The 24873-nt window shown below is 74.4% G+C and carries 18 protein-coding genes and 1 tRNA gene; 2 read left to right on the top strand and 17 right to left on the bottom strand.

Going from position 1 to position 24873, the window contains the following annotated elements; genetic code table 11:
• Positions 1–21: 21 nt before the first annotated feature.
• Positions 22–711 (bottom strand): ANTAR domain-containing response regulator, encoded by a 690-nt coding sequence (locus ABD254_RS16420; protein ID WP_425553838.1) that lies wholly within the window; start codon positions 709–711, stop codon positions 22–24.
• Positions 712–841: 130 nt separating this feature from the next.
• On the opposite strand from ABD254_RS16420, the gene ABD254_RS16415 reads away from it, so the two are divergent.
• Both ABD254_RS16415 and ABD254_RS16410 read left to right on the top strand, forming a co-directional pair.
• A tRNA-Leu gene (locus ABD254_RS16415) sits at positions 842–915 on the top strand.
• A gap of 305 nt (positions 916–1220) precedes the next feature.
• The gene (locus ABD254_RS16410) at positions 1221–3017 is read left to right on the top strand and encodes a serine hydrolase domain-containing protein (protein WP_344249673.1); all 1797 of its coding nucleotides are present in this window, start codon (positions 1221–1223) and stop codon (positions 3015–3017) included.
• Between the two features lie 96 nt (positions 3018–3113).
• Here ABD254_RS16410 and pyk read toward each other — a convergent pair whose 3' ends face one another.
• From pyk to ABD254_RS16330, 16 genes are all read right to left on the bottom strand, one after another.
• Positions 3114–4553 carry a pyruvate kinase gene (pyk, locus tag ABD254_RS16405; protein WP_344249671.1) on the bottom strand — a complete coding sequence of 480 codons (1440 nt, stop codon included), beginning with the start codon at positions 4551–4553 and terminating at the stop codon, positions 3114–3116.
• 105 nt (positions 4554–4658) lie between these two features.
• The gene (locus tag ABD254_RS16400) at positions 4659–6125 is read right to left on the bottom strand and encodes a glutamate synthase subunit beta (protein ID WP_344249669.1); all 1467 of its coding nucleotides are present in this window, start codon (positions 6123–6125) and stop codon (positions 4659–4661) included.
• Positions 6118–10686, bottom strand: a complete 4569-nt coding sequence (gene gltB, locus ABD254_RS16395; protein ID WP_344249667.1) for a glutamate synthase large subunit — start codon at positions 10684–10686, stop codon at positions 6118–6120. Before gltB ends, ABD254_RS16400 begins: the two co-directional genes overlap by 8 nt.
• 123 nt (positions 10687–10809) lie before the next feature.
• On the bottom strand, positions 10810–11880 hold the full coding sequence (gene lgt / locus ABD254_RS16390) for a prolipoprotein diacylglyceryl transferase (protein ID WP_344250076.1): 1071 nt from the start codon (positions 11878–11880) through the stop codon (positions 10810–10812).
• A 5-nt stretch (positions 11881–11885) separates the two neighbouring features.
• On the bottom strand, positions 11886–12815 hold the full coding sequence (gene trpA / locus ABD254_RS16385) for a tryptophan synthase subunit alpha (protein ID WP_425553837.1): 930 nt from the start codon (positions 12813–12815) through the stop codon (positions 11886–11888).
• Positions 12812–14068, bottom strand: coding sequence for a tryptophan synthase subunit beta (trpB, locus tag ABD254_RS16380; RefSeq protein WP_344250074.1), 1257 nt, complete (start codon positions 14066–14068; stop codon positions 12812–12814). Before trpB ends, trpA begins: the two co-directional genes overlap by 4 nt.
• Before the next feature lie 143 nt (positions 14069–14211).
• On the bottom strand, positions 14212–15036 hold the full coding sequence (gene trpC / locus ABD254_RS16375) for an indole-3-glycerol phosphate synthase TrpC (RefSeq protein WP_344249665.1): 825 nt from the start codon (positions 15034–15036) through the stop codon (positions 14212–14214).
• Between the two features lie 151 nt (positions 15037–15187).
• On the bottom strand, positions 15188–15685 hold the full coding sequence (locus ABD254_RS16370) for a DUF2752 domain-containing protein (protein ID WP_344249663.1): 498 nt from the start codon (positions 15683–15685) through the stop codon (positions 15188–15190).
• Between the two features lie 33 nt (positions 15686–15718).
• A complete protein-coding gene (locus tag ABD254_RS16365) occupies positions 15719–15994 on the bottom strand; it encodes an HGxxPAAW family protein (protein WP_344249661.1) in 276 nt (91 codons plus the stop codon).
• A gap of 37 nt (positions 15995–16031) precedes the next feature.
• Positions 16032–16913 (bottom strand): Trp biosynthesis-associated membrane protein, encoded by an 882-nt coding sequence (locus ABD254_RS16360; RefSeq protein WP_344249659.1) that lies wholly within the window; start codon positions 16911–16913, stop codon positions 16032–16034.
• Complete coding sequence (locus tag ABD254_RS16355) at positions 16910–18520, bottom strand: anthranilate synthase component I (protein WP_425553835.1); 1611 nt, start codon at positions 18518–18520, stop codon at positions 16910–16912. Before ABD254_RS16355 ends, ABD254_RS16360 begins: the two co-directional genes overlap by 4 nt.
• Complete coding sequence (gene hisI / locus ABD254_RS16350; protein ID WP_344249657.1) at positions 18517–18957, bottom strand: phosphoribosyl-AMP cyclohydrolase; 441 nt, start codon at positions 18955–18957, stop codon at positions 18517–18519. The genes ABD254_RS16355 and hisI overlap by 4 nt, the downstream gene beginning before the upstream one ends.
• 33 nt (positions 18958–18990) lie before the next feature.
• Positions 18991–20826 carry an ABC transporter ATP-binding protein gene (locus ABD254_RS16345; protein ID WP_344249655.1) on the bottom strand — a complete coding sequence of 612 codons (1836 nt, stop codon included), beginning with the start codon at positions 20824–20826 and terminating at the stop codon, positions 18991–18993.
• The gene (locus tag ABD254_RS16340) at positions 20823–22850 is read right to left on the bottom strand and encodes an ABC transporter ATP-binding protein (protein ID WP_344249653.1); all 2028 of its coding nucleotides are present in this window, start codon (positions 22848–22850) and stop codon (positions 20823–20825) included. The genes ABD254_RS16345 and ABD254_RS16340 overlap by 4 nt, the downstream gene beginning before the upstream one ends.
• Before the next feature lie 46 nt (positions 22851–22896).
• Positions 22897–23670, bottom strand: a complete 774-nt coding sequence (gene hisF, locus ABD254_RS16335) for an imidazole glycerol phosphate synthase subunit HisF (protein WP_344249652.1) — start codon at positions 23668–23670, stop codon at positions 22897–22899.
• Positions 23671–23756: 86 nt separating this feature from the next.
• Complete coding sequence (locus ABD254_RS16330) at positions 23757–24773, bottom strand: FKBP-type peptidyl-prolyl cis-trans isomerase (RefSeq protein ID WP_344249650.1); 1017 nt, start codon at positions 24771–24773, stop codon at positions 23757–23759.
• Between the last annotated feature and the right edge of the window lie 100 nt (positions 24774–24873).

Here is a 24873-nt window from a genome sequence, read left to right as displayed (position 1 = left end):
GACCGGCCCGCCGGGGGTGGATCAGGCGCCGCCGACCTGCTCGATGACGGCGTCGGCGACCTCGCGCATCGTCAGGCGGCGGTCCATCGACGTCTTCTGGATCCACCGGAACGACTCGGGCTCGCTCAGGCCCATCTTGGTCATCAGCAGGCCCTTGGCACGGTCCACCCGCTTGCGGGTCTCGAACCGCTCGGTGAGGTCCGCGACCTCCGACTCGAGCGCGCCGATCTGCTGGTACCGGGAGATCGCGATCTCCACCGCCGGGAGCAGGTCGGCGGGGGTGAAGGGCTTGACCACGTAGGCCATGGCGCCGGCGTCCCGCGCGCGCTCGACGAGCTCGGTCTGCGAGAACGCGGTGAGCAGCACGACGGGCGCGGCGTGCGCCTTGCCGATCCGCTCGGCCGCGGAGATGCCGTCGAGCTCGGGCATCTTCACGTCCATGACCACGACGTCGGGCTTGAGCTCCGTCGCGAGCTGCACCGCAGTCTCGCCGTCGCCGGCCTCGCCGACGACGTCGAACCCGGCCTCGCGGAGCGTCTCGACGACGTCCATCCGGATGAGCGCCTCGTCCTCGGCGACGACGGCGCGTCGCGCCGCTCGCTCCGGCGACGCCTTCTGAGCCTCGGGCTCCTGATCGATCATGGGCGGCAGGTCGAGCGGCACCGTCGCCTCGGGCTTCGCGTCGTTGGGCTTCTCGGTCACGCGTCTCATCCTAGACGTCGCCGCGGCGGACCGCGTGCGCGCCGGGTGTGAGTCGTGCGACGCGGCCGTGACTCTCCCCGTCGTCGTGCCGGACGGTTTGGGACGGCTGCCCGGCCTTGTGGTTCGATGGGCCCCGCACGCCCCGGTAGCCCAACCGGCAGAGGCAATCGGCTCAAACCCGATCCAGTGTGGGTTCGAATCCCACCCGGGGCACCCCGCACCGACCCGCCGCGACGACGCGCGCCGCCCGCTTCTGCGGCGCTTCCGCACCTGAGCACGATCGAGACCACCCGACGCCACGTCCCCGACGTCTTCGCCTCTTGCCTCGGCCCGAGCACGTCGGTAACTTTCAGGTGAGCCACATCCCATGGCAAATATTGACGGATCGGAGCTGCTCCGCGCTCGCGACGACGCGGGCCGCCGCAGCTCCTCGGCGCCGGCGACGACGCCGACGCCAACCCGGGCGACGGCAACGAGGCCGCCGCCGACGTCCGCAGCATGCAGGAAGGACCCTGACGATGCGCACCACGAACGACGAACCCGGTCCCGGCCGGGGACCCGACCTCCGGCTCGGCCGCAGGCACCGGCACGGCGTCGCGTCCGGCCTGGCGGCGGTGCTGGTCGCCGTGCCGCTCGCGGCGGGAAGCGCGGCGGCTGCCGACGACGGGGGACGAGGCGGCTCGGAACAGAGCGCTACGGTGCACTTCATGCCGCCGCGCACGACGCTGTCCGAGGCCGACCCCGCCGACGTCGGCCTCGACCCGGCGCCGATCGAGGCCGCGGTCGAGCAGGTGCGGTCGCACGAGGTTCCTGTCGGGAGCGCGACCTACCCGCTCTACCCCGGCGCCGTCGGGCTCATGGGGTACGAGGGCAAGATCGTGCGCACCGACGCCAGCGGGTGGGCCGTCGCCTACGGGGACGAGGGCGTGCCCCTCCCCGACGACGAGCGCGTCCCCATGCGCGAGGACACGATCTTCGACCTCGCGTCGGTATCGAAGTTGTTCACCTCGATCGCGGTCGTGCAGCTCGTCGAAGAGGGCCGGGTGGCTCTGGACGAGCCGGTCGCCACCTACCTGCCCGAGTTCGCGGCAGGCGGCAAGGAGGACGTCACCGTGCGCCACCTCCTCACGCACACGTCCGGCTTCGTGTCGTGGCTCCCGCTGTGGAGCCGGTACCCGGACCCGGAGTCGCGCATCGCCGCCGTCATGACGCAGCCGCTCGACGCGCCGGCCGGCACCCGGTACCTGTACAGCGACCTCAACCTCATCGCGCTCGGCGAGCTCGTCTCCGAGCTGCGCGGGAAGCCGCTCGACCAGGTCGTGACCGAGCGGGTCACCCAGCCGCTCGGTATGACCGACACGGGGTACATCCCGACGGCCGTGGAGCGTACGGCGGCGACGGAGTACCAGGCCAGCCCGCCGCGCGGCGTCGTGCGGGGCGAGGTGCACGACGAGAACGCCTGGTCGCTGGGCGGGGTCGCCGGGCACGCCGGGGTCTTCTCGACCGCGCACGACCTGGCGATCCTCTCGCAGGCGCTGCTCAACGGCGGCACCTACGACTCTCGCCGCATCCTGGAGCGGGACTCCGTGCGCCTGATGGTCACCAACTTCACCACCGAGTTCCCGGGCGACGACCACGGTCTGGGCTTCGAGCTCGACCAGCGGTGGTACATGGACGCGATGTCGGCACCCACGACGGCGGGGCACACCGGGTACACGGGCACGTCGCTGGTGATCGACTTCGACGCGCACACGTTCGCGATCCTGCTCACCAACCGCGTCCACCCGTCGCGCGCCTCCGGGAGCATCAACATCGCGCGCCGCGAGTGGGCGCACGGCCTGGCCTACGCCCAGGGGGTCGAGCCGCGCCGCGGCCACGACGCCTGGTTCGCCGGCGACACCGAAGCCACGACGTCCACCCTCACCACCGACCTCGACGTACCGGGGAAGGGCGGCCTGCTCGGGTTCGACCTGTACCTCGACACGGAGGAGTCGGACGTCCTGCACCTCGAGACCTCCGCCGACGGCGGTGTCACCTGGGAACCGCTCCCGTTCCTGGTCCGCGACCGGGGCTGGGCGACCCATCCGGACGGGGTGGCCTCGGGCTCGGGCACGCGCCGCTGGGCGCACGTCAGCGCCGTGCTGCCCGCGGGCGAGCTGCAGGTGCGCTGGCGCATGGTCACCGACCCGTCGTACCTCGGTCGCGGCGTCTTCGTCGACGGCGTCCGGGCGCTGGCGCCGGGCGGGGTCCTGCTCGACGGCGAGCGGACGCCGGAGGCCTTCGAGGCCGTCGGCTGGCGGCTCGTGGAGCGCTGAGCCGCCCGAGGCTCGCGCGGCACGACGAACGCCAGGGGCGTGCGGCAGGCGAGGCCTGCCGCACGCCCCCTGGCGTGTCCGTGCTCCGGGCTCAGCTCACTCCGCGATCGCGGACAGGTCGCCGTGGCTGCCGACCTTGTGGACCAGGATCGAGTTCGTCGTGCCCGGGACGCCCACGGGGGCGCCGGAGACGATCACCACGCGGTCGCCAGGCTCCGCGAGGCCGTTGGCCTGCAGCGTGGAGTCGACCTGGCCGACCATCGCGTCGACGCTGCCGACCTTCGGCACCTGGTAGGTCGTGGTGCCCCAGGTGAGCGCGAGGACGTTGCGCACGCTCTCCTCGGGCGTGAAGGCGAGCAGCGGGATCCCCGACCGCAGCCGCGACATCCGCTTGGCAGAGTCGCCCGACTGGGTGAAGGTCACGAGGTACTTCACGCCCAGCGTCTCGCCGATCTCGGCGGCCGCGCGCGTGATGACGCCACCGCGCGTGTGCGGCGTCGAGCCGAGCGGCGCGATCCGCTCGCGGCCCATCTCCTCGGTGGCCGTGATGATCCGCGCCATGGTCTGCACGGTCACGATCGGGTAGTCGCCCACGCTGGTCTCGCCCGAGAGCATGACCGCGTCGGCGCCGTCGAGCACGGCGTTGGCGCAGTCGGAGGCCTCGGCGCGCGTCGGGGTCGGGCTGGTGGTCATCGACTCCAGGACCTGGGTCGCGACGATCACCGGCTTGGCGTTGCGGCGGGCGAGCTCGACGATGCGCTTCTGCACGAGCGGGACCTGCTCGAGCGGCATCTCGACCGCCAGGTCGCCGCGCGCCACCATGAAGCCGTCGAACGCGGCGACGACCTCCTCGAGGTTCTCCACCGCCTGCGGCTTCTCGATCTTGGCGATGACGGGGACCGTGCGGCCCTCCTCCTCCATGATCGCGGCGACGTCGTCGTAGTCCTTGGCGGACCGGACGAAGGACAGCGCGATGAGGTCGGCGCCCATGCGCAGCGCCCAGCGCAGGTCGTCGGTGTCCTTCTCGGACAGCGCCGGCACGGAGACCGCGACGCCCGGCAGGTTGATGCCCTTGTTGTTCGAGACCGGGCCGGCGACCTCGACCGTCGTCACGACGCGCGGGCCCTCGACGGCGGTGACGCGCACGCGGACCTTGCCGTCGTCGATGAGGAGCGGGTCGCCGACGCGGGCGTCCTGGGCCAGGCCCTTGTGGGTGGTGGAGACGAGCTCCTTGGTGCCCACGACGTCCTCGGTCGTGATGGTGAACGTGTCACCCTCGTTGAGGAAGTGCTTCTGGTCCCCGTCGAACCGGCCGAGCCGGATCTTCGGGCCCTGCAGGTCGACGAGGACGGCGACGTTGCGACCGGCCTCCTTCGCCGCGGTCCGCACACCCTGGTAGACGGCCTCGTGCTCCGCCTGCTCGCCGTGGCTCCGGTTGATCCGGGCCACGTCCATGCCCGCGTCCACCAGCTCCCGCAGCTTCTCGGCGGACGCCGTCGCGGGTCCGATGGTGCACACGATCTTCGCTCTGCGCATGTCTCCAGCCTCGTCGTCGAACGGTCCCGACGCGAGCCGGGGCCGGGCCCCGGCGCCGAAACGGCGCCCGGGTCTTGCTCATCAGGTCGTGAGGACCTGTCGTACCTATCCTCGCAGCGCGACCGTCCGCGGACCCACCGGTGCGGGCAGCTCGGTGCTGCCCTGCAGGTAGGCGTCCACGGCGGCCGCGGTGGCGCGGCCCTCGGCGATCGCCCACACGATCAGCGACTGCCCGCGACCGGCGTCGCCCGTCACGTACACGCCGGGCACGCTGCTCGCGTACTCGTCGTCGCGGCGCACGAGGCCACGCCCGGTCAGCTCGATGCCCGTCTGGTCGGTGATCCGGTCGGTCTCCGGGCCGGTGAAGCCCATCGCGATCAGTACCAGGTCGGCCGGGATCTCGCGCTCGGTACCCGCCTTGGGTACACGGCGGCCGTCCGGCAGGTACTCGGTCTCGGCGACACGCAGCGCCTGCACGGCGCCGTCCGCGCCAGCCACGAACTCTACCGTCGAGGCGAGGTAGGTGCGCTCGCCGCCCTCCTCGTGGGAGGTCGAGACCTCGAACACGATCGGATCGGTCGGCCACGGCTGGGTCGCGGAGCGCTCGACCGGCGGCCTCTTGCCGATGGCGAGCGTCGTGACGCTCGCCGCCCCCTGCCGCAGCGAGGTGCCGAGGCAGTCGGAGCCGGTGTCGCCGCCGCCGATGATGATCACGTGCTTGCCCGCGGCGCTCGGCGCGTCCGCGACCGGGTTGCCCGCCGCCGCCTTGTTCGCGGGGACCAGGAAGTCCATGGCGAAGTGGATGCCCGACAGCTCGCGACCGGGCAGGGCGAGGTCGCGGGGCACGGTCGCCCCGGTGGCCACGACGACCGCGTCGAAGCGGCGGCGCAGCGCGTCCCAGGTGATGTCCCGGCCGATCTCGACGCCGGGCCGGAAGCGCGTGCCCTCGGCCTCCATCTGCTCGAGGCGACGTGCGATGTGCACCTTCTCGAGCTTGAAGTCGGGGATGCCGTACTGCAGGAGCCCGCCGATGGCGTCGTCGCGCTCGTACACGACGACCGTGTGCCCGGCGCGCGTCAGCTGCTGGGCCGCCGCCAGCCCGGCCGGGCCGGAGCCGACGACCGCCACGGTCGAGCCCGTGAGCCGCTGCGGCACCTGCGGCGTGACCAGCCCGCGGGCGAACGCCTCGTCGATGATCGAGACCTCGACGTTCTTGATGGTCACGGCCGGCTGGTTGATGCCGAGCACGCAGCTCGTCTCGCACGGGGCCGGGCACACGCGGCCCGTGAACTCCGGGAAGTTGTTGGTCGCGTGGAGGCGCTCGATCGCGTCGGCCCACTGGTCGCGCCACACCAGGTCGTTCCAGTCCGGGATGAGGTTGCCGAGCGGGCAGCCCTGGTGGCAGAACGGGATGCCGCAGTCCATGCAGCGGCCCGCCTGCTCCTTGAGGAACGGCTGACCGTCCTCCCGGTGGGCGTGCGTGTCCTTCCAGTCGCGCAGGCGCACCTCGACCGGACGGTTCGGCGGGAGCTCGCGCTCCCGCACCTTCAGAAATCCGCGGGGGTCAGCCACGCGCCACCTCCATGATCTGCTCCCACAGCGACGGGTCGAAGTCGTCGCCCTCGCCCAGCGTGACGCCGGCCGCCTCGGACTCGGCGAGCGCGGCGCGCACCCGGGCCCAGCCCAGCGGGAGGACCCGCGAGAACCGGTCCCGCACGCCCTGCTCCTCGAGCAGCTCGGCCGCGACCGGCGACCCGGTCTCGTCCAGGTGGCGGCGCAGCAGCCCCTGCACCGTCGCCCAGTCCGCGTCGTCCAGCGGGCCGACCTGCAGCTCGCCGCCCGCGACGGCCTGGGCGTTCATCGCGACGTCGCGCAGCCCGAGGACGTACGCCACGCCGCCGGACATGCCGGCTCCGAAGTTGCGTCCGGTCGGGCCGAGCACGAGGACCGTGCCGCCCGTCATGTACTCGCAGCCGTGGTCGCCCACGCCCTCGACGACGAGCGTCGCCCCCGAGTTGCGCACCGCGAATCGCTCCCCCACCCGACCGCGGAGCAGGATCTCGCCGGAGGTCGCGCCGTACCCGATGACGTTGCCCGCGACGACGTTGGCCGCGCCCTCGAGCACCGCGGCCCGGTCCGGGCGGACGACGATCCGACCGCCGGAGAGGCCCTTGCCGACGTAGTCGTTCGCGTCGCCGAAGAGGCGCAGCGTCACGCCGCGCGGCAGGAAGGCGCCGAGCGACTGCCCCGCCGAGCCGGTCAGGCTGACGTCGATCGTGTCGTCGGGCAGGCCCGCGCCGCGGTACCGCTTGGTCACCTCGTGACCGAGCATCGTGCCCACGGTGCGGTTGACGTTGCGCACGCCGACCTCGATCTTCACGGGGACGGCGTCCTCGAGCGCCGGGCGCGCCTGCACCACCAGCTGCTGGTCGAGCGCCTTGTCGAGGCCGTGGTCCTGGGTCGTCACCTGGTGCAGCACCGCCCCCGGGGCGGCCTGCGGCGCCGCGAGGACGGGCCCGAGGTCGAGCCCCTGGGCCTTCCAGTGGTCGACGGCCTTGCGGGTGTCGAGAGCCTCGACGTGGCCGACCGCCTCCACGACGCTGCGGAAGCCGAGCGAGGCGAGGTGCTCGCGCACCTCCTGCGCGATGAACTCGAAGAAGTTCACGACGAACTCGGGCTTGCCGGTGAAGCGGCTGCGCAGCTCCGGGTTCTGCGTGGCCACGCCCACCGGGCACGTGTCCAGGTGGCAGACCCGCATCATGATGCAGCCGGAGACGACCATCGGGGCGGTGGCGAAGCCGAACTCCTCGGCGCCGAGCAGCGCGGCCACGACGACGTCGCGGCCCGTCTTCATCTGCCCGTCCACCTGGACGACGATCCGGTCGCGCAGGCTGTTGAGCACCAGGGTCTGCTGGGTCTCGGCGAGGCCGATCTCCCAGGGCGTGCCCGCGTGCTTGAGGGACGTCAGCGGGCTGGCGCCCGTGCCGCCGTCGTGACCGGAGATCAGCACGACGTCGGCGTGCGCCTTGGAGACGCCCGTCGCGACCGTGCCCACGCCGAACTCGGAGACGAGCTTGACGTGGACGCGCGCGCTCGGGTTCGCGTTCTTCGCGTCGTGGATGAGCTGCGCGAGGTCCTCGATGGAGTAGATGTCGTGGTGCGGCGGCGGCGAGATGAGGCCGACGCCGGGCGTCGAGTGCCGCGTCTTGGCCACCCACGGGTACACCTTGGGCCCGGGCAGCTGACCGCCCTCGCCGGGCTTCGCGCCCTGGGCGAGCTTGATCTGGATGTCGTCGGCGTTCGTGAGGTACTCGCTGGTCACGCCGAACCGGCCCGAGGCGATCTGCTTGACCCGCGAGCGGCGCTCGGGGTCGTACAGGCGCTCCGGGTCCTCGCCGCCCTCGCCGGTGTTCGACCGGCCGCCGAGGCGGTTCATGGCGATCGCGAGCGTCTCGTGCGCCTCGGCCGAGATGGAGCCGTACGACATCGCTCCGGTGTTGAACCGCTTGACGATCTCGCTGACCGGCTCGACCTCGTCGATCGGCACGGGCTCGCGGTCCGGGGAGAAGCGCAGCAGGCCGCGGAGCGTCATGAGCCGGCGGGACTGCTCGTCCACCCGGCGCGTGTACTGGCGGAAGATGTCCATCCGGCCGGTGCGGGTGGCGTGCTGCAGCCGGAACACCGTCTCCGGGTCGAAGAGGTGCTCCTCGCCGTCACGACGCCACTGGTACTCGCCGCCGGACGTGAGCCGCTGGTGCGGCTTGTGGTTGCCCGACGCCGGGTACGCCTCGGCGTGCCGCGCCGCGACCTCCGCCGCGATGACGTCCAGCCCGATGCCGGCGAGCCGGCTCGTGGTCCCCGTGAAGTAGTCCTCGACCAGCTCGTGGGACAGGCCGACGGCCTCGAAGATCTGCGCACCGCGGTACGACATGATCGTCGAGATGCCCATCTTGCTCATCACCTTGAGCACGCCCTTGCCGAGCGCCTTGATGAGGTTCGCGACCGACTTCTCCGGCGAGACGTCGAGATAGCCGCGCACCGCGAGGTCCTCGACCGTCTCCATCGCGAGGTACGGGTTCACCGCGGCGGCCCCGTAGCCGATGAGCAGCGCGACGTGGTGCACCTCGCGCACGTCGCCCGCCTCGACGACCAGCGAGATCCGCGTGCGGGTCTGGCGGCGCAGCAGGTGGTGGTGCACGGCGCTCGTGAGCAGCAGCGACGGGATCGGCGCGAGCTCGGAGTCCGAGTCGCGGTCGGACAGCACGATGTGCGTGACCCCGGCGTCGATCTCCGCGTCGACCTCGGCGAAGATCTCCTCGAGCCGCGCCTGCAGGGCGCGCCCGCCGCCCGAGACCTCGTACAGGCCACGGACCGTCACGGCCCGGAACTCGCCCTCGAGCCGCTCGTCGCGGTCGATGCGCACGATCTTCGCGAGCTCGTCGTTGTCGAGCACCGGGAACGGCAGGATCAGCTTGCGGGCGTGGCGCGGGTCGTCGTCGAGCAGGTTCGGCTCGGGCCCGATGGCGCCGCCGATCGACGTGACCAGCTCCTCGCGGATGGCGTCCAGCGGCGGGTTGGTCACCTGCGCGAACATCTGCGTGAAGTAGTCGAACAGCAGCCGCGGCCGGCTGGAGAGCACCGCGACCGGGGTGTCCGAGCCCATCGCGCCGAGCGGCTCGCCGCCCTGGTTCGCCATCGGCGTGAGGATGACCTTGAGCTCCTCGGACGTGTACCCGAAGGCCCGCTGCCGCCGCTGCACGGACGCCGGGCTGTGCGCGACGTGCTCCCGCTCCGGCAGCGACTCCAGCGAGATCGAGTTCTCCTCGACCCACTGCGCGTAGGGGCGCTGCGCGGCGAGCTGCGACTTGACCTCGTCGTCCTCGACGATGCGTCCCTGCTCGGTGTCGACGAGGAACATCTTGCCGGGCTCGAGCCGACCCTTGCGCACGACGGTCGCCGGGTCGATGTCGAGCACGCCGGCCTCGGACGCGAGCACCACGAGCCCGTCCTCGGTGACCCAGAAGCGGCCGGGGCGCAGCCCGTTGCGGTCGAGGACCGCCCCGATGAGCGTGCCGTCCGTGAAGGTCAGGCAGGCGGGCCCGTCCCACGGCTCGATGAGGTTCGAGTGGTAGGCGTAGAACGCGCGGCGGGCCGGGTCCATCTCGGCGTGGTTCTCCCACGCCTCCGGGATCATCATCAGCACCGCGTGCGGCAGCGTGCGCCCGCCCAGGTGCAGCAGCTCGAGGACCTCGTCGAAGCTCGCCGAGTCGCTCGAGCCCTCCGTGCACACCGGCAGCAGGGAGTCCAGGTCGCCGAGGACCTCGCTGGCCAGCGTGCCCTCGCGGGCCGCCATCCAGTTCCGGTTCCCGCGCACCGTGTTGATCTCGCCGTTGTGCGCCACGAGGCGGAACGGCTGCGCCAGCGGCCACGACGGGAACGTGTTCGTCGAGAAGCGCGAGTGGACCAGCGCGATCTCCGACGCGTACCGCGGGTCGGACAGGTCGGGGAAGAACGGCTCGAGCTGCGCCGTGGTGAGCATGCCCTTGTAGGTCAGGGTGCGGCTCGACAGCGAGGCGAGGAACAGGTCCAGCTCGTGCTGGGCGCGCTTGCGCAGGCGGTAGGTGCGGCGGTCGAGCTCGAGGCCTGACAGCTCGCGTGCCGGGTCGGCCACGACGACCTGCCGGAACAGGGGCATGGAGGCGCGGGCCGTCGGACCGACGAGGTCGGCCGTCACGGGCACGTCGCGCCACGCGAGGACGTCGAGCTTCTCCTCGGCGGCGATCGCCTCGAACCGGCGCGCGGCCGCGTCGGCCTCGTCCGCGTCCCGGGGCAGGAAGGCCATGCCGATCGCGTAGCGGCCGGCGGGCGGCAGCTCCGCGGCGACCACGTCCCGGACGAAGGCGTCGGGGATCTGCGTGAGGATCCCCGCGCCGTCGCCGCTGTTCTCCTCGGCGCCGACCGCACCGCGGTGGTCGAGGTTCAGCAGGGCGGTCAGGCCTGCGTCCACGATGTCGCGGCCGGGCGTCCCGCGCAGGGTCGCGACGAACGCGACACCGCACGCGTCGTGCTCGGCCGCGGGGTCGTAGAGGCCCTGGGCCTCCGGGCGCGCGACCCGATGCTGCGGCGTGGTCATCAACACCGTCCTCCGTCCGCGCCCGCACGCGGGCGCGTCATGCTCATGGGTGGTCGGGACGTCGTCGGCCCGTCGGAACTCGGGCGGCACGCCCCCGGGGGGTTCTCGGGGGGCGTGGCCGCCTCAGGCGCGGGCTGCCGGGCCCTGGTCGGGCCCGCCGGCATCCACGTCCGCGCGGTCCGGGCCGGCACCCCCCTCGGAGGTTCCCGCCCGGCCGGCGCCGCTGTCGTCGGCGCCGTCGTGCTCGTGCTGCTGGTCCTTCTCGTGCTCGCTGTCGTGCGCGGCCGGCCCGGACTCGTCCGGGTCGGCCGCCGTGGCCTCCGCCCGCTCGGGCGCAGCGCGCCCGGGCAGGTAGACGCCGTCCTCGCGGCCGGGTCGCAGCCTCCCGATGACGACGAACGCGACGAGGGCACCGAGGCCCACGACGATCGACGTCCACACGTTCAGCCGCAGCCCGAGCACGTGCTCGGCGGTGTCGATGCGGAGCATCTCGATCCACACCCTGCCGAGGGTGTAGATCGCGACGTAGGCCCAGAATACCCGCCCATGACCGAGCCTGTACCGACGGTCCAACCAGACCAAGAACGCCGCCGCTGCGAGGTTCCAGAGCATCTCGTAGAGGAACGTCGGATGGAAGAGAGTACCTTCCGCGTAGACCGACCCGGTCGCGGGGTCCACGGGCAGGTATGCGGGGTCGATCCGCAGGCCCCACGGCAGGGTCGTGGGCGCGCCGAAGAGCTCCTGGTTGAACCAGTTCCCGAGCCGCCCGATCGCCTGCGCGACCAGCAGCCCGGGGGCCAGCGCGTCGGCGAAGACGGCGAGGCTGACGCCCTTGCGGCGGCAGCCGATCCACGCGCCGAGGCCGCCGAGCGCGACCGCGCCCCAGATCCCGAGGCCGCCCTCCCAGACGTAGAGCGCCCGGACAGGATCGCCCCCCTCCCCCCAGTACGGGTCGGGGGTGCTGATCACGTGGTAGAGGCGCCCGCCGACGATGCCGAACGGCACCGCCCAGAAGGCGATGTCGAGCACGTCGTCGGCGATGCCGCCGCGCGCCACCCACCGCTTGGTGGTGATCCACACGGCGACGACGATCCCGGCGAGGATCGCCAGCGCGTAGGCGCGGACCGGCACGGGACCGAGGTACCAGGTGTGCTCCGGCGGGCTCGGGATCGCCGCGTGCACGGCGGCCGTCAGAGGAATCACGGGGAGGTCTCCGGGTGGGTCGTGGCGGGAACGGCCGGGTGGGTCGAGGCGGGAACGGCGCCCGCGTCGAGGCGCGCGCGCCGGACGCCGTCGGCGAGGTCGGCGGTCAGGGTCTGCAGGGCGTCCAGCCGGGCCGCCCACGGGGCGTCGGCGAGCAGGGTGCGCACGAGGGCGGAGCCCACGATCACGCCGTCGGCGTACCGGCCGACCTGCGCCGCCTGGTCGCCGGTCGAGACGCCGAGGCCGACGCAGACGTGCTCGGCTCCCGCGGCGCGGGTGTCGGCCACGAGCCGCTCGGCCCCCTCGCCGACCTGCGCACGGACGCCCGTGACGCCCATCGTCGAGGCCGCGTACACGAAGCCGCGCGAGGCGCGCGCCGTCAGCCGCAGCCGCTCCGTGGTCGAGCTGGGGGCCACGAGGAAGACGCGGTCGAGACCGTGCGCGTCGGACGCGGCGAGCCAGTCGGCGCCCTCGTCGGGGATGAGGTCGGGGGTGATCAGGCCCGCGGCGCCCGCGGTGGCGAGGTCGCGTGCGAACGCGTCCACACCGTGCCGCAGCACCGGGTTCCAGTACGTCATCACGAGGGACGGCACCCGTCCGCCCGAGTGCTCGGCGACGGCCTCGACCACGCGCAGGACGTCGCGCACGCGGGCGCCGCCCGCCAGCGCCGCCTCGGCGGCCGCCTGGACCACCGGGCCGTCCATCACCGGGTCGGTGTACGGCACGCCGATCTCGACCACGTCCACCCCGGCGTCGACCATCGCGAGGACGGCCTCGACGGAGCGCTCGACGTCCGGGAACCCGACGGGGAGGTAGCCGACCAGCGCGGCGCGGCCCTCGGCGCGCAGGGCGGCGAGACGCGCGCCCGTGGGCGAGACCGTGCCCGCGGCGCCCGCCGCGGGTGTCGTCGTGCTCGTCGGGCTCACCGGTCCCCCTCGGTCTCGTGCTCGTCGCCGGCGTCCAGCAGACCGAACCAGCGCGCGGCCGTCGCCACGTCCTTGTCGCCGCGGCCGGACAGGTTCACGAGGATCACGTGCCCGGTACGACCCTCGTCGGCGGCCCGGCGGCCGAGCCGCAGCGCCCCCGCGAGCGCGTGCGCCGACTCGATCGCCGGGATGATGCCCTCCGTGCGGCACAGGAGGCGGAACGCCTCCATGGCCTCGTCGTCGGTCACCGGCTCGTAGGTGGCGCGGCCGAGGTCGTGCAGCCAGGCGTGCGCCGGGCCGACGCTCGGGTAGTCGAGGCCCGCCGAGACCGAGTGGCTCGGCAGCGTCTGGCCGTCGTCGTCCTGCAGCAGGTACGACCGGGCGCCGTGCAGCACGCCCGGGGCGCCGCCCGAGAACCGTGCCGCGTGCCGGCCCGAGTCGACGCCCTCGCCGCCGGCCTCGAAGCCGTACAGGGCGACGGACTCGTCGTCGAGGAAGGCGTTGAAGAGGCCGAGGGCGTTGGAGCCGCCGCCCACGCAGGCCGCGAGGGCGTCGGGGAGGCGACCCGTGCGGTCGAGGATCTGCTCGCGGGCCTCCTCGCCGATGATCCGGTGGAACTCCCGCACCATCTCGGGGAACGGGTGCGGCCCGGTGACCGTGCCGAGCAGGTAGTGCGTGCTCTCCACGTTGGCGACCCAGTCGCGCAGCGCCTCGTTGATCGCGTCCTTGAGCGTGCGCGAGCCGATCGTCACGGGGACGACCTCGGCGCCCAGGAGGCGCATGCGGGCCACGTTGAGCGCCTGGCGCCGGGTGTCCTCCTCGCCCATGTAGACCACGCACTCGAGGTCGAGGAGGGCGGCCGCCGTGGCCGTGGCGACGCCGTGCTGGCCCGCGCCGGTCTCGGCGATCACGCGGGTCTTGCCCATGCGCTTGACCAGCAGCGCCTGGCCGAGGACGTTGTTGATCTTGTGCGAGCCCGTGTGGTTGAGGTCCTCCCGCTTGAGGAAGACGCGATGGCCCGCCTCGGCCCCGCCGCAGTGCGCGGCGAAGCGCGGCACCTCGGTGAGCGGCGACGGCCGGCCGGTGTACTCCCGGTGCAGGCGGGCGAGCTCGTCGGTGAACGCCGGGTCGCCCAGCGCCTTGCGGTACTCGGTCTCGAGCTCGTCGAGCGCGGCGATCAACGCCTCGGGGACGAACCGGCCGCCGAACTCGCCGAAGTACGGGCCCTGCACGTCGGCGAGGCGACCCAGCACCTGGTGGGCGAGGGTCTCGGTGAGCGCGTCCCGGACGGGCTGGTCGGGCGCCTGGGGGGGCACCTGGTCGGGCACGGGGCCTCTCTCTCGGGTCGGGGAGAACGATCGGGCGGTGGCGGCGGGGCGAGCGCCCGCCGGCGCGGTCAGGGCTGGGCCGCCGGGCGAACCGACCACAGGGCCGGGTGCTGCCCCGCCGCGACCAGGTCCGCCACCGAGCGGCGCGGGGCGCCGTCCGTCACCAGGGCCTCGCCGACGAGGACGGCGTGCGCGCCGGCCCGGGCGTAGTCGAGCACGTCGTGCGGGCCGCGGACGCCGGACTCGGCGACGCGCACGACGTCGTCGGGCACCAGGGGCGCGAGCCGGGCGAACGTGGTGCGGTCCACCTCGAGCGTCTTGAGGTCGCGCGCGTTGACGCCGACGACCCGGGCGCCGGCGTCCAGCGCCCGGCGGACCTCGTCGGCCGTGTGCGCCTCGACGAGGGCGGTCATGCCGAGCGAGTGCACGCGCTCGACGAGCGACGTCAGCACCGTCTGCTCGAGGGCCGCGACGATGAGCAGCACGAGGTCGGCGCCGTGGGCCCGGGCCTCCCACACCTGGTACGGCGTGACGACGAAGTCCTTGCGCAGGACCGGGACGTCCACCCGGGCGCGCACGGCGTCCAGGTCGTCCAGGCTGCCGCCGAACCGCCGCTGCTCGGTGAGCACCGAGATCGCGCTCGCTCCCCCGCGGGCGTACTCCTCGGCGAGAGAGGCCGGGTCGGTGATGGGGGCGAGCGAGCCCTTGCTGGGGCTGGACCGCTTCACCTCCGCGATCACGGCGACGCGGTCCTCCGACAGCAGCCGGCTGCAGCACTCGAGAGCGCCCGGAACCCGTGCCGCGCGCTCCTTGAGCACGTCGAGCGGCGTGCGTGCCTGACGCACGGCCAGGTCCTCACGGACCCCCGCGACGATGTCCTGAAGGACCGTCATGGTCTGCCTCCCCGTCCCCTGGCACCGTCCCCACCCTCATGCCCGGCCTCATGCCCGGCGTCATGGCGGTGCCTGCCTGTCATCGTAGGCCCGCCCGAGGGTGACCCTGGACACGCCTCCGAGCGGTGAGACGAGCCCGAGGCGGCGGGCGTCAGCCGCCCGGACCGAGCGCGGCGGCGAGGGCGGGGACGTTGCGCAGCACCCCGAAGACGACCGCCGCGCCTCCCACCAGCACCAGGAGCAGCCGCAACGGGACGCGCTGTGCCGTGCGGGCGCGCCCCGCGTCCGCACGGCCCCAACGCCACGCGCGCACCGTCCAGGTCGCCCACGCCAGGACCAGCACCGGGACGACGAGGACCCACAGCGGGTTCGCCGCCCACGCCCCCGCCACGTCGAGGTGCGCCAGGTCGTGAGTGGCCCGCAGCGCCCCGCACAGGGGGCACGCCAGCCCGGTGAGCGCCAGGAGCGGGCACGCGGGGTACCGTCCGCCGACGTGCGGGTCCACCGCCGCCACCAGCGCCGTCGCCGCGGCTCCCAGGGCGCCCCAGGCCAGCGGCTGTGCTGCTCCGGCTCGCCCTCGGCGCAGCGCCGGGACGGACGAGCGCGGCGCGCCCCCACCGCTGTTCGGATGGGGGCGCGCCGCGCGCATGTCGTGTCCGGCCCGGCCGGCGCCGCGGGGCGCTCAGTGCGCGGCCGGCTCCCGTCGCGGTGCCGCGCCCGACCTCGCCTGGCCGTAGCCCATGTTGCGCAGGACGAGGCCGATGACGTTCGCCACGACGACGATGCCCATGCCGACCCAGAAGAGCCAGACCGCGGCGATGGTGACGCCGACCGCGGCGACGATCGCGCCGACCATGATCCCGATCATCGTGAACCAGGCCGCGACCGTGTGGCCGTGGTTGGTGGGCGGGACGGCCGGCGGCAGGTAGGCCACCTCGGCGTTGCGGTTGTCGGTCATGGAGTAGATGCCTTTCGTGACGTGTGCGAGGACCAGCCTAGCGGTCCTCGGACGGGTCCGTACCGCGGGTCAGCGCGTCCCACGCGTCGTGCGGGTCGTGCGGCGGGGCGGGCTCCGTCCCGGGGTCGCCGGACCGCCCGCGGGCCGGCTCTCCCGACGGCGCTCGGGGCCCCTCGTCGGGCCGGCCACCGGTCGGACCGGCCCTGCGCCCGGCCGCGCCGTCCGAGCCGTCCGCGCCGTCCGAGCCGTCCGAGCCGTCCGAGCCGTCCGCGCCGTCCGAGCCGTCCGAGCCGTCCGAGCCGTCCGAGCCGTCCGAGCCGTCCGCGCCGTCGGCGCCGTCCGCGTGGCCGCCGGCTGCCGCGGGCGCCCGCTCGTGCCGGCTCGACGTCGAGGCCCACCCCGGGGCGCCGGCAGCCGCCAGCACGGCGACGAGGACGACGACGGCCCCGAGCGCGGCCGTCAGCCAGGGCCAGACGGTCACCGCGACGGCCGAGGTGAGGTCCGTCACGCCCTCGGCGGCTCCCGCACCGGTCGTCGCGACGGGGACGGGGTCGAGCAGGACCCCGACGGCGGACGCCGTGGCCAGACCGCCCGCGAGGGCCACCACCGCGAGAGCGACCCAGCGCGCGACGCGACCGGCGATCGCCAGCGCGACACCCGCGGCGACGACGACCAGCGCGGCCGCCCCGACCGCGGGCGACGCGGACGTGCCCGTCACCACGACGGGGACCGTCTCCTCGAGCGCCGTCGACACCGTGGTGCTCAGCCACGTCGGCGCCGCGGTGGCCAGCAGGAGCCCGCCCAGGGCGACGACCGACCACACCGCGCGCGAGCGGGCCCGCAGCGGCCCCCGGCCGCCGAGCGGGGCAGTCCCCGCGCCGGTCGCTCCGCCGCTCGCGCCAGTCGCTCCGCCGCTCACAGGGCACCGAACCGGGCGGCGAGCTGCACGGCCCGCACGGCGGCGGCCGCCTTGTTGCGCGACTCCGCGTACTCGAGCGCGGGCACGGAGTCCGCGACGATCCCGCCGCCGGCCTGCACCGACGCCCGGCCGCCGGCGATGTACGCGGTGCGGATCGCGATCGCCATGTCCATGTTGCCGCCGAGGTCGAGATAGCCCACCGTGCCGCCGTAGATACCGCGCGACGCGGGCTCGAGCTCGTCGATCAGCGCGATCGCCCGCGGCTTGGGCGCACCCGAGAGAGTGCCGGCCGGGAACGTCGCGCGCAGCGTGTCGAGCGCCGTGCGGCCAGGGCGCAGCCGGCCCACGACCGTGGAGCACAGGTGCATGATGTGGCTGAACCGCCGGGTCGCCATGAACTCCACGACCTCGACCGACGTGGGCTCGCACACCTTGACGAGGTCGTTGCGGGACAGGTCGACCAGCATGAGGTGCTCGGCGCGCTCCTTGGGATCGGCCAGCAGCTCCTCGCCGAAGGTGACGTCCTCCTCGACGGTGGCGCCGCGGGGCCGCGAGCCCGCGATGGGGTACGTCGTGACGTGCCCGTCGGTGACCTTGACGAGCGTCTCCGGGCTCGACCCCACCACGGAGAAGTCCCCGCCGTCCGGGCCGGTCAGGCGGAAGTAGTACATGTACGGGCTCGGGTTGATGGTGCGCAGCGCCCGGTAGACGTCGAGCGGGTCGGCCGGGCAGTCCAGGTCGAGGCGCTGGGACAGCACCACCTGGAAGACCTCGCCCTCGCGGATCGCCTCCTGCCCGGCGCGCACGGCCGCCTCGAACTCCTCGCGGGTCGAGCGGAACTCCAGCTCCGGCTCGGCGACGTCTGCCACGTCGCGCAGCACGGTGCGCACGACCGGTGCCGGGGCGGCGAGGTGGGCGGCCATGGCGTCGAGCCTGGCGACGGCGTCGGCGTGCGCCTCGTCGACGCGCTCGTCGGTGCCGTCGCCGTTGATGGCGTTGGCGATCAGCCACACGGTGCCCGAGTGGTGGTCGACGGCGACGAGGTCGGTCGCGAGGCTCAGGGCCACCTCGGGCACCCCGAGCTCGTCGGGGGCGCGCGACGGGAGGGTCGGCTCCCAGTGCCGCACGACGTCCCAGCCCAGCGCCCCGGCCATCCCGCCGGTCAGCGGGGGCAGACCGTCGATCGGCGGGGTGCGCAGGGCCTCGAGGGTGGCGCCGAGGACGTCGACCACGTCGCCCGACGTCGGGACGCCGACCGGGACGTCGCCGTGCCAGACGGCCTGCCCGTCCCGCGCGGTCAGGGTCGCGCGGGACGCCACGCCGACGAACGACCAGCGCGACCAGCCCCCCGAGGTCTCCGCCGACTCCAGGACGAACGTGCCCGGCCGGCCCTGGGCCAGCGTCCGGTACAGGCCGACCGGGGTGACGTCGTCGGCGAGCACGCGGCGCACCACCGGCACCACCCGGCGGTCCGTGGCGAGCTCGCGGAACGTCGCCAGCGAGGGCCAGGTCGCGCCCCACGTGAGCTCGTCGGCCGTGGGTGCGGCAGAGGCCGGCGCGGCGACGGACGGCGTGACGACGGGCGGCGGCGTGACGGGCGTGGTCACCGGGTCTCCTGGGGGTGGGTGGGGTCGGCCGGGGCCGGGGCGGACGCCTCGTCGGCCGGGCCGGACGGCCCGACGACGGCGCCGAGGTCGCCCCCGGCCTCGAAGCACGTGCGGGCGCCCGTGTGGCAGGCGGCGCCGACCTGGTCGACCCGCACCAGCAGGGCGTCGCCGTCGCAGTCCAGCGCCACGGAGCGCACGTGCTGCACGTGCCCGGAGGTGTCGCCCTTGCGCCAGTACTCGCCGCGCGACCGGCTCCAGAACGTGACCCGGCCGCTGGTCAGCGTGCGGTGCAGGGCCTCGTCGTCCATCCAGCCGAGCATGAGCACCTCGCCCGAGTCGTGCTGCTGCACGACGGCGGCGACGAGGCCGTGCTCGTCCCGCTTGAGGCGGTCGGCGAGTGCGGGGTCGAGCGGCGAGGGGCTGGTTCGAGGCTGCACCCGAGAATCTTGACACGTCGGGCCGACCGCCCGTCAGCGCGTCTGCGCCACCCAGCTCGCGTGCATCCCCGCGTACACGCCACCGGCCGCGGCGAGCTCGGCGTGCGGCCCGACCTCGACCACGCGGCCGTCGTCCACCACGACCACCAGGTCGCTCGCCTCGGCCGTCGAGAGGCGGTGCGCGATGGTCAGCGTGGACCGCCCGGAGGTGAGCGAGTCCAGCGCACGGGCGATCCGCACCTCGGTGGCGGGGTCGACGGCGGACGTCGCCTCGTCGAGCACGAGCAGGTCGGGCGCAGCGAGGTAGGCGCGGGCGATCGCGACGAGCTGTCGCTCCCCCGCGCTGAGCGCCTCGCCGCGCTGCCCCACGGGCGTGTCGAGGCCGGCGGGCAGGTCCGCGACCCAGTCCGTGAGCCCCAGCGCGTCGACGGCGGCCGCGACCCGCGCCCGCGCCTGCTCGCGACCGGCCTCGGCGCCCACCGCGTCGCAACGTTCGTCACGTTCGTCACGTTCGTCGCGCAGCCCGTAGGCGACGTTGTCGGCCACCGTCCCGTCGAAGAGAAAACCCTCCTGCGGCACGAGGACGACCCGCTCGCGCAGCGATCCGACCCGCACGTCGCGCAGGTCCACGCCGTCGAGGAGCACCTGCCCCGAGGTCGGGTCCATGAGCCGGGCGACGAGCTTGGCGATCGTCGTCTTGCCCGAGCCCGTCCGGCCGACGACGGCGACCTTGGTCCGCGGCGGCAGGTCGAGGTCCACGCCGTGCAGCACCTCTGGCCCGTCCGGGTAGGCGTAGCGGAGCCCCCGCAGGGACACGGCCGCAGGGCCGCGCGGGCTCGTCACGCCGTGGGGCGGGTCGACGACGTCGAGGGGCGTCTCGACCACGGCGAGCACGCGCCGCCAGCCGGCGACCGCGTTCTGCAGCTCGTTGAGGATCTCGGTGGCCATCTGCACCGGACCGGTGAAGAGCTGGACGAGGAAGAGGAACGCGACGACCTGCCCGGCGCTCAGCCCGCCGCCCACGCCGAGCAGCGTGCCGACCACCACGACGACGGCGAGCACGAGGTTGGCGACCAGCACCCCGCCGGAGAACACCGACGAGACGAGGACCTGCGCGCGGGCCTGGGAGGCGCGCGTGTCCTCGATCGCCGCGTCGATCCGCCGCCCGGTGCGCCGGGCCACGCCGTACGCCCGGACGGTCTCGGCGCCCACGACGGCCTCCGAGATCGCGCCCAGCAGCGCCCCGATCTTGGCCCGCACGGCTGTGTACGCCGCGTTGACGTGCCGCTGGGCGCGGCGCAGCACCAGGAACAGGGGCACGAAGCACAGCCACACCACCACGGTGAGCTGCCAGGAGTAGACGATCATCAGCGCCGTCGCGACCAGCACCTGCAGCGAGGAGACGAGCAGCATGATCCCGCCCCACTGCACGAACAGCGAGACGGTGTCGACGTCGGACGTGACCCGCGAGACCAGGGCCCCGCGGCGCTCGGTGCCCTGCGACAGGGTCGACAGGTCGTGCACGTGCCGGAAGGCGCGCACCCGCAGCGCGGCCAGCCCGGCCTCCGCGCTGCGGAACAGCCGGACGTTCACCATCGCCGAGCACAGGCCCGCCAGGACGACCGCCCCGCCCGCGAGCGCCGTCATCAGGGCCACCCGCCCGGCGTCCGGGCCGCCCGCGGCGAGGATGCCGTCGTCGATGGTGCGCTGCACGGCCACCGGCACCACGACGCGACCCGCTGCCGCGAGCACCGCGAGTGCGAGGGTGAGCCACAGGCCGTCCGCGATCTGCGGGGAGATCTGCACGCCGCGGCGCAGCGTCGCCAGGACGCCCAGGCTGCTCGCCGCGGCGATCCGCGAGTCGCTCATCGTCCGTCCCCCTCGGTCGCCCGGTCCCCGGCACCGTGTTCCCCGGCACCGTGCTCCCCGCCGGCCACGTCCTCGCCGGCGGCGCGCTCGTCCGCGAGCTCACGCTCGCGGCGCGCCGACTCCTGCTCGTACGCGGTCGCCAGGGCGCGGTAGCCCGCGTCCCGGGCCAACAGGTCGGCGTGGGTGCCGACGTCGACGACCCGCCCCGACTCCAGGTGCACGACGACGTCCGCGAGCGCCACCGACGACATGCGGTAGGCGACCATGACGACCGTCGGCACCGGCCGCCCGTCCCGGAGGTCCCTCGTGCCGGCGGGGGTCCCGTCCGGGCCGTCGGGGACGGCGTCCGAGCCGTCGGCGGGGCGGGCCGCGCGCAGGGCGCCGAGGATCTCGGACTCCACCCGGGGGTCGACCGCGGAGGTGGCGTCGTCGAGCACGAGCAGGCGGGGCCGGCGCACCAGCGCGCGGGCGATCGCGAGCCGCTGGCGCTGCCCGCCCGACAGGTTGGCGCCGCGCTCGCCCAGCGGCGCGTCGAGGCCGCCCGGCAGCTCGCGCACGACATCGTCGAGGCGCGCGACGCGCAGCGCGGCCCACACGTCGTCGTCGTCCGGCACGGGCGCGCCGTCGTCGTCGGTCGCGCCGCCGGGGTCGATCCGGTCGGCGAGCGTCACGTTCGCGCGCACCGTGTCCTCGAAGACGAAGGTCTGCTGGGCGACGAGCGCGACCTGAGCCGGGACCTCGCCGGGCGCCAGGTCCCGCAGGTCGGCGCCGTCGAGCAGCACGCGCCCGCGCGTGGGGTCGCTGAGCCGGGCCAGCAACGACACGAGGGTCGTCTTGCCGGCCCCCGTGCTGCCGACCACGGCGACGGTCGCGCCGGGCGCCACCTCGAGGTCGACGCCGTCGAGCAACGTGGCCGTGCGGCCGGAGGCCGGGACGTCCACCCCGACGCCCTCCAGCCGGAGGGCGAGGCCCCAGGCGCGGCGCGGCAGGGTGCCGGACCCGGTGGCGAGCACGCCGCGGGCGTCCAGCACGCGGGCGATCCGCTCGTACCCGACCAGGGCGCGCGGCAGCTCCCCGAGCACCCAGCCGAACGCCCGCACGGGCACGGCCATCACGGTCAGCAGGTAGGCGGCCGTGACGACGTCGCCCGCGTCCACGGCGCCCGACGACGCGCGCCAGGTCCCCACGCCCAGCACCGCGAGGGTGCCCAGCGAGGGCAGCAGCTCGATGGCCGGATCGAAGAAGGCGCGGACCACGCCGACCCGCACGTTGGCTGCCCGCAGGGCGTCGGCGCGGTCGGCGAAGCGCGCCTCCTCGCGGTCCGCGGTGCCGAGCGACTTGACCAGCAGCGCACCCTCGAAGGACTCGTGGGCGACGTCGGCCACCTCGGCCCGGAGCTGCTGCGCCCGCGTGGCCGCCGGGGCCATGTAGCGCTGGAAGACGAGGTTGACCGCGACCGCCACCGGGATCACGACCAGCGCCGCGGCGGCCAGCCACACGTCGATCGCGAGCAGCATCACCGTCGCGACGACGATCATCACGACCACGCCGAGGGCGAACGGCAGCGGGTTGAACACGCCCGTCGCGGCCTCGACGTCGGCGCTCGCGTTGGACAGCAGCTGGCCCGTCGGGTGGGCGCGGTGCCACGACATCGGCAGCCGCAGGTACTGGCGCGTGACGCCGCGGCGGTGGTGGGCCTGGATCGCGGCGAAACCGAGGCCGGCCCAGATCCGCCGTCCCGCGACGCTGAGGGCGAGGGTCACCGCGACCGCCGCGAGCACGAGGCCCGCCTGCCAGATCCGGGCCCGGGCGTCCGGGTCGCCGCCGATCGCGGGGACGACGACGGCGTCGGTCGCCCAGCCGACCGCGCGGCTCACCGCCACCGTCGCCGCGCCGAACAGCGCGGACGCCGCCACCGCGAGCACGTACAGGCGGGGCTCGGTGCGCATGCCGCGCCACATGAGCGCCGCCGAGCGACGCGGCCGCGAGCCGGTGAGGGTCGCGGCGGCGGGACTGCCGCTCATCGGGCGCGGCTCACGGACGTCCGTCCGCGGGCGCCGCGACGCGGGCTCACCTCCGCACCTCGACGCCCGCGGCGGCGAGCGCCTCCTTGACCTGCCCGACGCTGAGGGCACCGAAGTGGAACACGCTCGCCGCGAGTACGGCGTCCGCGCCCGCCCGGGCCGCCGCGACGAAGTCCTCGGGCGTGCCCGCGCCGCCGGAGGCGACCAGCGGCACCTGCACCTTCCCGCGCACCGCGGCGAGCATCTCCAGGTCGAAGCCGGACGTGGTGCCGTCGGCGTCCATCGAGTTGAGCAGGATCTCGCCCGCCCCGAGCCGGGCGGCCCGCTCGGCCCACTCGACCGCGTCGATGCCGGTCCCGCGGCGCCCGCCGTGGGTGGTGACCTCGAAGCCCGACGCCGTCACCGTGTCGCCGGTGACGCGTCGGGCGTCGACGGACAGCGTCAGCACCTGCCGGCCGAACCGGGCCGCGATCTCGGCGATGAGCTCGGGCCGCGCGATCGCCGCCGTGTTCACGCCGACCTTGTCGGCGCCCGCCCGCAGCAGCCGGTCGACGTCGTCGGTGGTGCGGACGCCGCCGCCCACGGTGAGCGGGACGAAGACCTGGTCGGCGGTGCGCCGCACCACGTCCACCATCGTCTCGCGGCCCCCGGAGGACGCGGAGACGTCGAGGAACGTCACCTCGTCGGCGCCCTCGCGGTCGTACCTGGCCGCGAGTTCGACCGGGTCCCCGGCGTCGCGGAGGTTGGCGAAGTTGACCCCCTTCACGACGCGGCCGGCGTCGACGTCGAGGCACGGGATCACGCGGACGGCCACGGGCATCGGGCTCACTCTTCCTTCGGGTGCGCTGACTGGTCGGACGGTGCGGGCCGGTGCGGGCCGGTTCGCGGGCGAGCGGCCGGAGGAGGTCAGCCGGCGTCCGACGCCGCCGGGTCCGACGGCTCGTCGTCCGCCGGCGCGTCGCCGTCGTCACCGCCGGCGCCGCCCTTGCCGCTCCCGGCGCCGGGACCGGTGACGGCCGCCTCGTCCGTCACCTGGAAGTGCGCGTCCAGGATGTCGACGACGTAGACCAGGGTCTGGTCCGCCAGGTCGCTGCTGGTGCCACCGTAACCGAGGTGCGGAGGCACGACGATCATCACCTGCGAGCCGACCGTCTGCTCCAGCAGGCCCTGGTCCAGCCCGTCGATGAGCTGGCCGATCCCTACCGTCGCGGACTGCGGCCGGGCGCCGGCGGACCAGGTCGTGTCGAAGACCTTCCCGTCGCTCCAGCGCACGGCGGTGAACCGCATCGTGACGACCTGACCGACCTGGACCTGGGGGCCGCTGCCGCGCACCAGCGGCTGGACCGCCAGGTCCTCGGGCGGGGCTGCGTCGGGGTCGACCCGCACGTCCGGCGCGCCGTCGTCGCCGCGCCCGACCTGGGGCAGGCCCTCGACCGGCGGGACGTCGGTGCCCGACGCACGGATGGGCAGCACGTCGATCACCAGCACCACGGGCACCCCCTCGTCCTCCTCGACGAGCAGGAGCCGGGCGCCCACGCGCTGGCCACGGAGGGTGTCGTAGAGGTTGGACCCGAGCGACTCGGGCGTCATCGTGTACCAGGCGGGGGCGTCGTTGAACGTGCTCGAGATGACGCTGCCGTCGCGCGCGTCCTCGGCGTACATGTTCAGCAGCACGGGCTCGCCGAGGGTGACCGGCTCCCCCGTGCCGGGCCAGATCGTCCGGGAGCCGGGTTGTGCCACGTCGTAGGGGGTGCCGTAGTCGAGCGCGGGGGGCTCGCCGACCGCGCCGGAGACCTGCACCGGCGCCCGCGACGGCACGACGGTGGCGGCCGACACGTCGGCCAGGACCGACGACGAGCAGCCGCCGAGCACGAGGGTGCCGCCGAGCAGCAGGACCGGCAGGAGCATCAGGCGGCGAGGCACCGCGCCATCCTGTCATGCCCCACCGACGAGCCAGCTATCCGTCCACCGGCCAGCCACCCGCTGACCACCGCACCACACGCCCTCGAGACGGGGCGAGTTC

The sequence above is a fragment of the Isoptericola hypogeus genome, from assembly GCF_039531145.1.
Taxonomy (GTDB): domain Bacteria; phylum Actinomycetota; class Actinomycetes; order Actinomycetales; family Cellulomonadaceae; genus Isoptericola; species Isoptericola hypogeus.
Note: the sequence above shows the minus strand (reverse complement) of the source record. Positions and strands in the feature narration are given on the sequence as shown.